This is a genomic window from Shewanella dokdonensis, assembly GCF_018394335.1.
Taxonomy (GTDB): Bacteria; Pseudomonadota; Gammaproteobacteria; order Enterobacterales; family Shewanellaceae; genus Shewanella; species Shewanella dokdonensis.
In genome coordinates this window covers 3,873,667-3,886,216 of sequence record NZ_CP074572.1, presented here as the reverse complement: position 1 = coordinate 3,886,216, position 12,550 = coordinate 3,873,667, and the positions used below count along the sequence as shown (strand labels likewise).

Here is a 12,550-nt window from a genome sequence, read left to right as displayed (position 1 = left end):
TAGTGCTGGTTTTCGGTTTGGTGAAGTACCACACCAGTAACCCGGCCACAGTCGCGGCGGCCACTTGTTTGAAGAACGCTTGATTCAACATGTTGCCCCCTATTTCCGCGACAGATACCAAAGCACCAAAATGCCACCACCAATCGCCAGCAGCGTTCCGGTGCCAATCTTGAGGCCGCTTGTCAGGCCAGCCGCCATCTGCTGTGCCTGTTGCTGCCCCGGTGATACATAGGTCTGATCGCTGTTTGGGTTCGGCGTCTGGACGGTTTGCTGCACTTCCTTCTGACCTGCGGTGCCAGAGTCTTTGATGTTCTGGATCTGCGTATATGTCATGTAGTTGTTCAGCGCCCCTGCCAGAAAGTCATTGGCCTGAGAAAAAAGCCAGTAGACATAGGGCTGGTTGCCAGTGTGGGTGTCTGCACCTGCACATTTGAGCTGCCGCTCAGGTAGTCGCTGACACTGCCGGTTAAAAAGTCGAAAGCCATAAGCCCCCTTAGATCCCGGCGTAACCGTCAAAGTATTCCACTACCAGAGTGGCCGGAGTTCCTGACGCTGTCCCTTCTGCCGCACTAATGCGCAGTCGCAGATCCTGCACTCCTTTCATGGGCAGCGCTTGCAACATGTCCCCTTCTAGAAAGAAGTCCAGCGCAGTCCGTCCCGCCTGTGGAGCGCGGCCATTGTCCACCTGAATTTTTTCGACAATGTTTTTCGGCATGTCAGACATGACAATGCTGTCCATTTCCAGCTCAAGCTTTTCAATGGTGGCAGCGGTGATCACATGAAGTGCCGCAATACGGGCAGTTTCAGGCCGGACAATCTTGTCTACTTCAGTCAGCCCTGCACCAATGGTGATCGGGTAATTCTTCACCTTGGTGATAAAGCCAATGGGTGCCGGGTTGCTCAGAATGGCGTAAGCAGTCAGCACTGGGTTAGTGGCCGCGCCGTCAATGTCCATACTGATCGTAACGTTCGCAATCGCCGGAGGTGTGACCATACTCACCGAGCCATCAGCATTTTGCACCGGATAAGGCGCTGAGCTGGTGCCCAGACCAAAAGAGCGAGCCTCTGGCAAGGTTTTCATTTCGTCACGGTTGAAGCACAAATCAACTACAGTGGCGCTAACATTGCGGCCATAGTATTTGTTTTCATCCTGCAACACCTGAGCGGTTTTGTATTCGCGGATGGGTTTGCCGTTCACTTCTACCCGCAGGTTTTTCATCTGGGCAAGCGTAACGCCAGAAAAGTTAATATGGATCTTGTCGTAAGTCAGACCCAGAGGGAGTTCCAGCGTTGCTGTGTTACCCGCAGTTACGTTGGAAAAACTCGGCAGTTTTTTAAATTGACGTGCCATTATTCACCCCTTAGCCGATTACACGGCGAACAGAGGTGACACGATTTGATGCGTACACCACCAGAGCGGCGACAGCAATCATGGGCAGATACTTTTTAAGCATGGTGATCCCCTTGGGAAATTGACGCCTCACGGCGTTACGGTTAAAGACGCTTCACAGCGTGTTTGCAGGGATAGGTTTACAGATTTTTACTAGTGATTGGTAGTGGACTCGTTAACGTATTTATTAACTACATGTCATTTAAAAAAGCATACTTCTGACCAGCTTCTGTTAAGAATATCGAATCTCCTTGGATATGAAATCTTTTATCCTTCGTTAATGTGTTCATAAAAAATTGTCTTCTTGAATCCTTGTCAACATTACGAGACAGCATTTCATTCAAAGACCTATAATTAACAGCGCTATTTGGATTTAATAACTTTTTAGTCATCTCATCACTGATTTTTTTGTAACTTTCAATATCATTATTAGTGAAAAAGTTTAATAATTCATTTGGTATATACATGTTAATATTAGTAGGGTCTTTATCTAACTTAATGGTATCCATTAGGTCTTTTATGTGCGTATCTTTTTCTAGAATCTCTTCATTTAGGGCAGATATTGACTCATCTGCATGTGTCAAATCATTTTGAAGTTTCAATTTATCATCTTTTAAATCATTAACAATTTTTTGTAGACTATCATGTAAAGGCTTTAGGTCATTATAGCTTCGTTTGAAAGATCTTAATTCCTCAGATTCTTGTAATAGTTCATCATATTTACTTTTAATGCTTAAAATTTCTTTATCTTTTGACTCCAACTCAAAAATCTTATTTCTTTCTAAATCATAATATCTTTGTTTCAATATAATAGCTTTATCCTCATCTATTGGCTGCTTATTTTGAGCCAGTATCCTTTCTTTCTCATTTATATTTCTTAAATGATTCCATCTTCTTATAAAATATTTTTCAACAACAGGAAATAGCAAAACATAAAATGATGCAAATAGAAATGGAACAATTAACTGCCCATATAAAGGCATATTAAAATCGATTCCTTCATCTATTATTGGAACTGATGAAAAGTGGTTGAATTTATAAAAGTGTAAATCTATATCTAATATTTTATTTCTGACCGTGTCGCTTGAGAATATGATTAATATCACTTCATAGTTTAATATCGACCATGCTATACAAAATGATGATACTAATGGACTGGAGATTTTATCATATAGTGTAGCCTTAAAAGCTTTTAATATATCATCCATAATTACATACTAATTACTGTTAAAAATTTTTTATACCTCATCATTTATCACGAATCAACTTAGTTCTTACAAATATGTTAACATACTTTATTTACAGTTTTCCCTTGCTGATTTTTCCGCTATACCCATCCCGCTCAACGTACTCCAACGGTTTTAGCTTAGAAATCATACCTACATCTATATCCACTCCTGCGCCATGTACTTTCGGTCGTTGGCGCGGTTCAGGCGGCCACAGCGCACCAGTGTAGCGTTGCCCACGGTGGTTTTGTCTGATTCGCTTGGGCGTTGTGTAATGGCGAATATGGGGGCAAGCCCCTTGCCCTGCCCCTACGAACCACTTGCCCCCAATGCGGCGGGGCTTTCCCGGCTGTTGTCACGTCTGCCAGTTCTTCGGCCACGATACAGGCGTTACACCATGCAAAGGCACAGGCCGCCCAAAACTCGAACATTTCCCGGCTTTCTGCCCTTTAGCGCGCCGTGTTGGTAGCGTTTCAGCAAATCTGCCCGCTCTTTGGAGCGAATAATACGAACGTTTGCTAGCTCGCCGTATTCATCCACAGGATCCCAGATAAGGCTCCGTGACAGTTTTAGCCGTTTAATCCCGGCTTTGATAGCGCTGGACTTGCCAGAAACCAGCTTGGTTTCTTCGGCTGTGGTAATTGTGGCACGTTAACAGGTACTGTTGGCGCGGGCTCGTTGACGGACTGACGGCTACATCAGCACTTATCTCGTAATCCTGAATACCGTTGTTACTGATAGATGGGAACTATAATGAATGACGCCTAGTCAATAGATTTGTGTCTAGGTAAGATATCCCTGATTTTGGCTTTGTGTTGAGGTATATAGAAATTGACCATAAACATCATGTACATAATTTTGCCTTTGGCAATGCTGTTGGTGCTTATTGGTTTGGGACTGCTTTTTTGGTTAAAAGTCGGTGTAAAGTCTAAGGCAAATGTGGCGTTCGACGCCGACAAACAAGTTAACTCAGGGTCAAATGCTGGTGAAACAACAAAACAAAAAATACATTAAAATCATAATATTAACATTATAGATAACATCATTTTCGCAGTTTTGCGTTTATCGAACATAGTTCAGTAGCGGTTACGGTAATCAACAACTTGCATCACGTCGTATTTTCGCAAAGGATTTTATTCGCTGACTGGTAGTGCTGCTGGTTTTTGGTTACCATGACAACGGCAGTTTCATACGAGAACGAATATGGCTATTGATAACAATAAACTTCGCCGTCCTGCAACCGGGGGCTGTGCAATTCATTGTCATGACTGCAGTATGGGGACACTTTGCATCCCATTTACGCTTAATAACAATGAATTGGATCAGCTTGATAATATCATTGAGCGCAAAAAACCGATTCAGAAAGGCGAGCAGTTGTTTAAATCTGGAGATTCGCTGAAGTCTCTATATGCCATTCGTTCTGGAACCATTAAGAGTTACACCATTACGGAACAAGGTGATGAGCAGATAACCGGGTTCCATCTTGCGGGAGATGTTATCGGTTTTGATGGCATCCACTCCCAACAACACCAAAGTTTTGCGCAAGCGCTTGAGACTTCTATGGTATGTGAAATCCCTTTCAATACTTTAGATGAACTATCTGGAGCCATGCCTAAGTTAAGGCAACAGATCATGCGAATGATGAGTAGCGAAATCATGACAGATCAGAGCATGATCCTGCTGCTCAGCAAAAAGAATGCTGAAGAAAGATTAGCCGCTTTTATCGGTAATTTAGCGGTGCGTTATGGTAACCGCGGTTTTTCCCCTCGTGAATTTCGCTTGAGTATGACGCGTGGTGACATTGGTAACTACCTTGGCCTTACTGTGGAAACCATCAGTCGTTTATTAGGACGCTTCCAGAAATCTGGGTTAATTGAAGTCAACGGTAAGTACATCACGATTGTTGACTCAGCGGCACTCTATGAACTGGGTGGTATTGCTCACTAACTCTGTAGCCGATATCATTTTTTTGATCTTCAGCAAGACAAATTGCCAGTGATGGCACATGATATAGTTATGTCATCTGGAAAAAGGAAAAACTGCCATGATGGACTATAAAAAGTTGTTGGTTGTTGTCGATCCTACCTCTGACGTACAGTCTGCCCTAGCAAGAGCATGTGAGCTTGCTAGCCGCAATAAAGCTTCGGTCACCGCATTTTTATCCATTTTTGACCTCTCCTATGAAATGACTTCCATCCTGTCTAATCAGGAACGGGAGGCCATGCGATTGGGGGTTATCAATCAGCGTAAAGCTTGGCTAGCCGATATGATTAAGCCCTACCATGAACAAGGTATTGACGTTCATTATGAAGTGGTATGGCACAACCGCCCTTTTGAAAGCATTATTAAATTTGCGATTGAAGGGAAGTTTGATCTGTTGGTTAAAGGCACTCATGAGCATGATAAATTGAAGGCCGTGATCTTTACCCCAACAGATTGGCACTTGTTACGTAAAGCTCCCCTGCCCGTGTTATTGGTAAAAGAAAAAGCTTGGCCGTTGGATGGTAAGATCCTGTGTGCAGTCAATGTGGCATCTGAAGATGAAGATCATTTATCACTGAATGGCAAAATTATTGAACATGCACAAGCACTTGCCTCTAAATTCAATGCTGAAGTTCACCTGGTTAATGGGTATCCGGGAACCCCGGTGAACCTGGCTATCGAGCTGCCAGATTTTGATGCTCATACCTATAATGAGACTATCAGGATGCAGCATGAACAGCGGGTCAACTATCTTGCCAATAATTATGGTATTGATTGTAAGAACTGCCATGTCAAAGAGGGTTTACCTGAGGATGTCATCCCCGAAGTCGCCGAAAAAATCGATGCAGAATTGGTGATCCTGGGAACCGTTGGCCGTACCGGTTTCTCTGCGGCGTTGATCGGTAATACCGCCGAACACGTGATTGACTCTGTTAATTGTGATCTGTTGGCCATTAAACCCGATGGTTATAAGTCGCCTTTGGAAGATTAGCCCTTTACCCTCAAAACATTAGCTGGAATAATACGCGCCCTGACTTTAGTAGTAATTGGGCGCGTTTTTTATGGCTGATATAGCTGAACTCGATAAAAAGCAGATAACTCGTCTCAACAAATTACAAAAGCGCTTGCGCCGCGAGGTGGGGAGCGCCATTGCCGACTACAACATGATTGAAGAAGGCGATCGGGTAATGTGTTGTCTATCTGGTGGTAAAGATAGTTACACTATGCTGGATATTCTGCTTAACCTACAGCAGCGGGCTCCGGTGAATTTTGATATTGTTGCTGTCAATCTGGATCAGAAACAGCCTGGTTTTCCAGAAGCCATACTGCCAGCCTACTTGGATAGTCTGAATATTCCTTATCATATTCTCGAAAAAGACACTTATTCCATCGTGAAGGAAAAGGTTCCTGAAGGGAAAACCACCTGCTCTTTATGCTCGCGCTTACGTAGAGGTACGCTCTATGGTTTTGCGCAGCGAATTGGGGCAACCAAAATAGCGTTGGGACATCATCGGGATGACATCATTGAAACGCTGTTTCTCAATATGTTCTATGGCGGCAAAATGAAGGCAATGCCGCCCAAGCTGTTATCAGATGACGGTGCCAATGTGGTGATCCGTCCCCTAGCCTATTCCCGAGAAAAAGATATTGCCGAATATGCCAAGCTGAAACGTTTTCCTATCATTCCTTGTAATCTGTGTGGTTCCCAGGAAAATCTCAAGCGTGCCGAAATCAAAAGTATGCTCAAAACTTGGGATAAGCAGTTCCCCGGTCGCATTGAAACTATCTTTACCGCAATGCAGAACACCGCACCATCACAAGGGGTAGATCGTAACGCATTTGACTTTGTATCGTTGCAACAAGATCCCAATGCGGAAGTATCGGGAGATGTCGCCGATGCAGATTTGCCGGCATTTGATTTTATGGATGTAGAAAACCGCGGGCATATTGACCTAGATAAGGCTGCCAAACATCAACGCATTGAAGTTGTTGGCATTTACACGCCATAGCAAGATCCCAGACGAGAAAAGTCTGCTGATGCAGACTTTTTTTATAGCTGATAAAAAAGGGACCATTTGGCCCCTTTTTAATGCAACAACAACTAATTAATGGTTAATTAGTTTGCCAGTGCTTCTTTTGCTTTCTCAACTAAAGTTGCGAATACAACTTTATCGAATACAGCGATGTCTGCCAAAATCTTACGATCAATTTCGATAGACGCTTTCTTCAGACCGTTGATAAAACGGCTGTAAGACAAACCATTCTGACGAGAAGCCGCATTGATACGTGCAATCCACAGTTGACGGAATTGACGTTTTTTCTGGCGACGGTCACGATAAGCATACTGACCAGCTTTAGTTACTGCTTGAACCGCTACACGATAAGTACGTGAACGGGCACCGTAGTAACCTTTGGCAAGTTTCAGAACTTTCTTGTGACGAGCACGTGCAGTTACACCACGCTTAACTCTTGGCATCTTTCAATCCTCCTACTAAGCGTATGGCAGTTGGCGTGCAATTGCTGGCACGTCTACTTTAGCAACTAAACACTTAGCGCGCAGGTGACGCTTACGCTTGGTGCTCTTCTTGGTCAGGATATGACGCAGATGGGCTTGTTTGCGTTTGAAACCATTAGCGGTTTTCTTAAAACGCTTAGCCACACCGCGGTCAGTTTTCATTTTTGGCATTACTAAAAACTCCGCATTGGGATAATTAATAAAACGTAAGGCGAGTTTGGAAAAGCTTCCTCACTACTTTGTATGCCCTACTATTTTTCTTCGGCGCTAGCACCATCACAGCCTGACGACCTTCCATTTTCGGGAAAGCTTCAACAACTGCGACTTCATCAAGATCGGCTTTGATACGGTTCAATAGTTCCATACCCAGCCCTTGGTGTGCCAGTTCTCGCCCGCGGAAACGCAACGTAACTTTCGCTTTGTCTCCGTCTTCTAGAAAACGAATCAGGTTGCGTAGTTTTACCTGATAGTCGTTTTCATCAGTACCGGGGCGGAATTTAATTTCCTTCACCTGGACCTGTTTCTGCTTCTTCTTCTGTTCTTTCTGGGCCTTAGCCTTGTCGAACAAAAATTTACCGTAGTCCATGATACGGCATACAGGCGGCTCGGCATTTGGGCTAATCTCAACCAGATCTAATCCGGCTTCATCAGCCTGTTCTTGGGCTTGTCTAATACCAACAACCCCAAGAGCCTCTCCTTCAATTCCTACCAAACGTACTTCTGATACGCCGGTAATTTCATCATTGATTCTGTTCGGGGCCGCCTGACGGCCTGCTGTTTTTTTGATCTTTATGACCTATTCCTCCAACAATTCAAGACTACGGAGCGAAATCTGTTTAGTTACTTGAGCGGTAAAAGCGTCTAAGCTCATTTTGCCCAAGTCGACCCCGTCCCGGGTGCGTACAGCGACTTCTCTATTTTCCATTTCCTGATCGCCTACAACCAGCAAATAGGGAACCCGTCGCAACGTGTGCTCGCGTATTTTAAAGCCAATCTTCTCATTCCTCAAGTCCTTACAAGCTCGAATGCCATGAGACTTAAAGAAACCGACGACTTCTTCAACATAATCTGACTGTTTATCGGTGATATTCATCACGACAACTTGGGATGGCGCTAACCATACTGGGAATTTACCGGCATATTCTTCAATCAGAATCCCGATAAAACGCTCTAATGAACCTAAAATTGCCCGGTGGATCATCACTGGTACCTGGCGACTGTTATCTTCAGCCACATAAGTAGCACCAAGACGACCAGGCAAAGCATAGTCCAACTGCACGGTACCGCACTGCCATGCGCGATCCAGACAATCATGCAAGGTAAATTCTATCTTAGGACCGTAGAAAGCACCCTCGCCTGGCAGAATGTCATATTCAATATGATTATTGGTCAGAGCCTGCTTTAATGCTGCTTCGGCGCGATCCCACATTGCATCATCGCCAATGCGTTTTTCTGGGCGAGTAGACAGTTTCACCACAATATTCTGGAAACCAAAAGTGGCATAGATGTCATAGACCATCTTGATACAACTGCTGACTTCCTGTTGAACTTGTTCTTCGGCGCAGAAAATATGCGCATCATCTTGGGTAAAACCACGCACACGCATCAAACCGTGCAAGGAGCCTGATGGCTCATTACGGTGGCAGCTACCAAATTCAGCCATCCGCAATGGCAGATCACGATAGGATTTGAGCCCCTGATTAAAAATCTGCACATGCCCTGGGCAGTTCATGGGCTTGATAGCATATTCACGGTTTTCACTGGAAGTGGTGAACATGGCATCGGCATATTTATCCCAGTGACCTGAACGTTCCCACAGCACCCGATCCATCATGAATGGACCTTTCACTTCCTGATAGTTGTATTCATCAAGTTTAGTGCGAACAAATCGTTCAAGTTCACGGAAGATACTCCAGCCGTCATGATGCCAGAACACCATTCCTGGAGCCTCTTCCTGCATGTGGTACAGATCAAGCTGTTTACCAATCTTGCGATGATCCCGCTTGGCGGCTTCTTCCAACCGTTGCAGATAGGCTTTAAGTGCTTTCTTATCGCCCCAAGCTGTACCGTAAATACGTTGCAGCATTTTATTGTCAGAATTGCCACGCCAATAGGCGCCCGCAACATTCATCAGTTTAAAATAATGACAAAGGCGCATGTTTGGCACGTGGGGGCCACGGCACATGTCTGTGTATTCTTGGTGATGATACAGTGCCGGATGGTCGTCCTTGCTGATATTCTCATCGAGAATCGCTATCTTATAGGGCTCGCCGCGCTCGGCAAAGGTGTCCCGCGCTTCTTGCCAACTGACAACATGCTTAACCACGTCATAATCAGTTTTGGCTAAATCGAGCATTCGCGCTTCCAGCTTATCCAGATCTTCCTGGGTCAATTTATGTTCCAGGTCAACATCATAGTAAAAGCCGTTGTCGATCACCGGGCCAATCGCCATTTTGGTTTCTGGCCACAGTTGCTTAATTGCATGGCCTAACAGGTGTGCACAGGAGTGGCGAATAATTTCCAATCCTTGCTGATCTTTGGCGGTGATGATAGAGAGTTCAGCGTCGTCAGTGATCAGATCGCAAGCATCTTTTAACTGACCATTTACGCGCCCAGCGACACAGGCTTTCGCAAGCCCTGGGCCGATATCGGCGGCAACATCCAGAGTAGAAACAGGATTAGCAAATTCGCGTTTGCTTCCGTCCGGCAAAGTAATAACAGGCATGAATAATCCTTAGTCCAGTGGTGACCCACACGCAGGGCCACTTGGCTGATTCTGTATAAATAAAGAATAAAGTGAAAACGTGTGCATTTTAGTGGAGTAAGACAATACAAGAGCCTTGTGAACCACAAAATGAGCCGTTGATTTTAAAGGATAAGCCTTTGGCGACGCAACCAAATCAACACATTCGATTGCAATTAATTTCATTACTTTTTTATTCTCTGGCATAACCAGACGAGTACGGTTCAAAACATTAGATGAAATAATTAAATAATGTAACGATTTGATAAAATTAGTATTTTTTATATTTTCTATTTTTTTCAGTTTTTGCTGTTAACTCATTAGAACGGTAGCAGTGCAGAATGCACCGTAATATTCATCATCTATAATTTAACTGAACCATAAACCGCCAAGCGAGACTGCGATGAAACAACAAACCATCTGCTGCCCCCACTGCGGGCATCAACAAACGCTAGCACTTGACTCAAGTGGTGGCGACCAAGAGTTTTACAGTGATTGTCGCATCTGTTGCAACCCTATCCATATAAGGATGCACATAGATCATCAGCACCAACGCATCGAACTGCATGTTGATGCCGATGACGAGCAGTTTTACTAACTCAACCAAGTGTTTTTTGGGCGAGTACGCGTTCTACTGTGTCCACTATGGTCTGGGTTTGACTGTCTATTTCAATGTTAAAATACATTCCCGGTCGATAATCCCCAAGATTGGTCAGCCGTAGTGTTTCAGGGATCAAGTGCAGGCTAAAGCGATTTTGCTGAATATCTCCAATAGTCAGACTACAGCCATTGATACCGATGAACCCTTTATACAGCACATACTTCATCCACGATGCAGGCAACTCCAGCAGTAAGTCATAGTGACTATCGGTATGGTCGACTTCAATAAGTTTGGCTTGGGTATGAATATGCCCCGAAAGGATATGCCCCCGATCTCCTTACCGAATTGCAATGAGCGTTCAATATTAACTTCATCACCCTGCTGTAATGAACCAAGGTTGGTCAGGTTTAACGTCTCTTCCATTACATCAAAAAACGCCCTATCATGCCCCACCTGCGTCACGGTCAGACATACGCCATTGTTGGCAACACTGGCCCCGGTTTGTAATCCCTCCAGTAATTCTGGTGATAACGCAACCTGTAGGGTATGCAACCCTGGTTTTTTCTCAATGGCCAGCACTTTGCTGCGGGCCTGAACAATACCTGTAAACATGCTTTTCTCTCTGGTTTAAAGGATAGTCATGACTCAGTCAGTTTTTCACGCCAAACGTATCATGCAGTTGGCATTGCCGGTATTGGTGGCTCAAGTCACTCAAACCATGATGGGATTCATTGATACCATGATGGCTGGGCGTGTTAGCGCCACCGATATGGCGGCCGTGGCGATAGGCACCAGTCTGTGGTTACCGGCAATACTGTTTATCAACGGACTGCTACTGACATTTACCCCAATGATCTCACACCAATTTGGCGCTGGTCATCTCGATAAGATCCGACCATTGGCATATCAAGGGGTTTATATTGCCATAATTGGCGCTATCGGTGTGATGCTGTTTCTCGATTCTGCCAGTGTCATTCTGGATCGTATGGATTTGGAACCCGCGCTTTATCGGGTCACTGAAAATTATATCCACGGACTGCTGTGGGGCGCGCCAGCGTTTTTAATCTATCAGGTATTACGCAGTTGTAGTGAAGGCATCTCCTACACTATGCCCGCCATGATCATTGGTTTTGTCGGGCTGGCGGTTAACATCCCCGCCAATTATGTCTTTATCTATGGACACTTTGGCCTACCCGCCATGGGCGGTGCCGGTTGTGGTGTGGCAACCTCTTTAGTGTTTTGGGCAATGTGCCTGACAATGTTTATCTATATGCAGTTTCATCCGAAGTTTAAGGCTATTCGGCTACCGGATGTATTTGAACGCCCACAATGGCAGACTATCATCAAGATGAGCAAACTCGGTATGCCAATTGCGCTGGCCCTGTTTTTTGAAGTGAGCCTGTTTTCTATTATTGCCTTACTGTTAGCGCCGCTTGGAGCCCAGGTGGTTGCCAGTCACCAGATAGCGCTGAACTTCTCTTCCATTGTTTTTATGGTACCGCTATCGATTGGTATCGCAGTCTCAATCCGGGTTGGTTACTATCTCGGACGTAATGAGCCGATACAGTCAGCCGTCGTCAGTAAAATCGGCTTGATCCTCGGTTTTTCTTTGGCATCAGTCACTGCACTGCTGACAGTGTTACTGCGAAAGGATATTGCCCTGCTGTATAACACAGACCCTCAAGTTGTTTCTTTGGCTTCCGGGCTGATGTTTATGGCGGCGCTATATCAGCTATCCGACTCAGTCCAGGTGATTTCTGCTGGTGCATTAAGGGGTTACAAGGATACTCGTAGCGCTTTTTATATTACTTTACTGGCTTATTGGGGCGTTGGTATGCCGTTAGGCTATCTATTGGCCTATACCGACTGTTTAACAGCAAAACTTGGGGCTTATGGCTTTTGGTGTGGGCTAATTGCTGGTTTGACTACGGCTGCGTTACTCTATGCATGGCGTTTGCGGGTTATTCAGCGGCGGATCCGTAAAGGTGATCTCATTGAATTGTGACGTTTTATTAGATTAATTTAGACAAATAGTGAAAGTTGCACAGCAAATCACCATCCGATGACAAAAAACGTTTTTTCACTTGCCAGA

13 protein-coding genes and 1 pseudogene are annotated in these 12,550 nt (G+C 44.8%); 5 read left to right on the top strand and 9 right to left on the bottom strand.

Features of this window, described 5'->3' with window-relative positions:
• Positions 1–99 precede the first annotated feature (99 nt).
• The 4 genes from KHX94_RS18655 to KHX94_RS18640 form a co-directional block, all read right to left on the bottom strand.
• Positions 100–333 carry a hypothetical protein gene (locus KHX94_RS18655; protein WP_213681730.1) on the bottom strand — a complete coding sequence of 78 codons (234 nt, stop codon included), beginning with the start codon at positions 331–333 and terminating at the stop codon, positions 100–102.
• An 8-nt stretch (positions 334–341) separates the two neighbouring features.
• Positions 342–485 (bottom strand): hypothetical protein, encoded by a 144-nt coding sequence (locus tag KHX94_RS18650; RefSeq protein ID WP_213681729.1) that lies wholly within the window; start codon positions 483–485, stop codon positions 342–344.
• An 8-nt stretch (positions 486–493) separates the two neighbouring features.
• Complete coding sequence (locus KHX94_RS18645) at positions 494–1,351, bottom strand: major capsid protein P2 (protein ID WP_213681728.1); 858 nt, start codon at positions 1,349–1,351, stop codon at positions 494–496.
• A 230-nt stretch (positions 1,352–1,581) separates the two neighbouring features.
• On the bottom strand, positions 1,582–2,598 hold the full coding sequence (locus KHX94_RS18640; RefSeq protein WP_213681727.1) for a hypothetical protein: 1,017 nt from the start codon (positions 2,596–2,598) through the stop codon (positions 1,582–1,584).
• Between the two features lie 1,221 nt (positions 2,599–3,819).
• Here KHX94_RS18640 and etrA point away from each other — a divergent pair.
• The 3 genes from etrA to ttcA all read left to right on the top strand — a co-directional run bounded on the left by etrA (position 3,820) and on the right by ttcA (position 6,608).
• Positions 3,820–4,563, top strand: coding sequence for an electron transport transcriptional regulator EtrA (gene etrA, locus KHX94_RS18635; protein ID WP_213681726.1), 744 nt, complete (start codon positions 3,820–3,822; stop codon positions 4,561–4,563).
• Between the two features lie 97 nt (positions 4,564–4,660).
• Entirely contained in the window at positions 4,661–5,590 is a 930-nt protein-coding gene (gene uspE / locus KHX94_RS18630; protein ID WP_213681725.1) for a universal stress protein UspE, read from the top strand.
• A gap of 70 nt (positions 5,591–5,660) precedes the next feature.
• Positions 5,661–6,608, top strand: a complete 948-nt coding sequence (gene ttcA / locus KHX94_RS18625; protein ID WP_213681724.1) for a tRNA 2-thiocytidine(32) synthetase TtcA — start codon at positions 5,661–5,663, stop codon at positions 6,606–6,608.
• 107 nt (positions 6,609–6,715) lie between these two features.
• Here ttcA and rplT read toward each other — a convergent pair whose 3' ends face one another.
• From rplT to thrS, 4 genes are read right to left on the bottom strand one after another with little or no spacing between them, the layout of a single operon-like run.
• The gene (gene rplT / locus KHX94_RS18620) at positions 6,716–7,075 is read right to left on the bottom strand and encodes a 50S ribosomal protein L20 (protein ID WP_133039520.1); all 360 of its coding nucleotides are present in this window, start codon (positions 7,073–7,075) and stop codon (positions 6,716–6,718) included.
• A 15-nt stretch (positions 7,076–7,090) separates the two neighbouring features.
• Entirely contained in the window at positions 7,091–7,285 is a 195-nt protein-coding gene (gene rpmI / locus KHX94_RS18615; RefSeq protein ID WP_011759880.1) for a 50S ribosomal protein L35, read from the bottom strand.
• Between the two features lie 25 nt (positions 7,286–7,310).
• On the bottom strand, positions 7,311–7,907 hold the full coding sequence (gene infC, locus KHX94_RS18610) for a translation initiation factor IF-3 (protein WP_213683517.1): 597 nt from the start codon (positions 7,905–7,907) through the stop codon (positions 7,311–7,313).
• Positions 7,908–7,910: 3 nt separating this feature from the next.
• Positions 7,911–9,839, bottom strand: coding sequence for a threonine--tRNA ligase (gene thrS / locus KHX94_RS18605; protein ID WP_213681723.1), 1,929 nt, complete (start codon positions 9,837–9,839; stop codon positions 7,911–7,913).
• Positions 9,840–10,260: 421 nt separating this feature from the next.
• On the opposite strand from thrS, the gene KHX94_RS18600 reads away from it, so the two are divergent.
• Entirely contained in the window at positions 10,261–10,455 is a 195-nt protein-coding gene (locus tag KHX94_RS18600) for a CPXCG motif-containing cysteine-rich protein (RefSeq protein ID WP_213681722.1), read from the top strand.
• Position 10,456: 1 nt separating this feature from the next.
• Here the strand turns inward: KHX94_RS18600 and KHX94_RS18595 are convergent.
• Positions 10,457–11,070: pseudogene (locus KHX94_RS18595) on the bottom strand (riboflavin synthase subunit alpha).
• A gap of 28 nt (positions 11,071–11,098) precedes the next feature.
• Here KHX94_RS18595 and KHX94_RS18590 point away from each other — a divergent pair.
• The gene (locus KHX94_RS18590; protein WP_213681721.1) at positions 11,099–12,463 is read left to right on the top strand and encodes an MATE family efflux transporter; all 1,365 of its coding nucleotides are present in this window, start codon (positions 11,099–11,101) and stop codon (positions 12,461–12,463) included.
• Positions 12,464–12,550: the final 87 nt, after the last annotated feature.

Bases quoted from the DNA above. Each gene is read 5' to 3' on its own strand.
- KHX94_RS18655 (WP_213681730.1), bottom strand. From the start codon at position 333: ATGACATATACGCAGATCCAGAACATCAAAGACTCTGGCACCGCAGGT.
- KHX94_RS18650 (WP_213681729.1), bottom strand. From the start codon at position 485: ATGGCTTTCGACTTTTTAACCGGCAGTGTCAGCGACTACCTGAGCGGC.
- KHX94_RS18645 (WP_213681728.1), bottom strand. From the start codon at position 1,351: ATGGCACGTCAATTTAAAAAACTGCCGAGTTTTTCCAACGTAACTGCG.
- KHX94_RS18640 (WP_213681727.1), bottom strand. From the start codon at position 2,598: ATGGATGATATATTAAAAGCTTTTAAGGCTACACTATATGATAAAATC.
- etrA (WP_213681726.1), top strand. From the start codon at position 3,820: ATGGCTATTGATAACAATAAACTTCGCCGTCCTGCAACCGGGGGCTGT.
- uspE (WP_213681725.1), top strand. From the start codon at position 4,661: ATGATGGACTATAAAAAGTTGTTGGTTGTTGTCGATCCTACCTCTGAC.
- ttcA (WP_213681724.1), top strand. From the start codon at position 5,661: ATGGCTGATATAGCTGAACTCGATAAAAAGCAGATAACTCGTCTCAAC.
- rplT (WP_133039520.1), bottom strand. From the start codon at position 7,075: ATGCCAAGAGTTAAGCGTGGTGTAACTGCACGTGCTCGTCACAAGAAA.
- rpmI (WP_011759880.1), bottom strand. From the start codon at position 7,285: ATGCCAAAAATGAAAACTGACCGCGGTGTGGCTAAGCGTTTTAAGAAA.
- thrS (WP_213681723.1), bottom strand. From the start codon at position 9,839: ATGCCTGTTATTACTTTGCCGGACGGAAGCAAACGCGAATTTGCTAAT.
- KHX94_RS18600 (WP_213681722.1), top strand. From the start codon at position 10,261: ATGAAACAACAAACCATCTGCTGCCCCCACTGCGGGCATCAACAAACG.
- KHX94_RS18590 (WP_213681721.1), top strand. From the start codon at position 11,099: ATGACTCAGTCAGTTTTTCACGCCAAACGTATCATGCAGTTGGCATTG.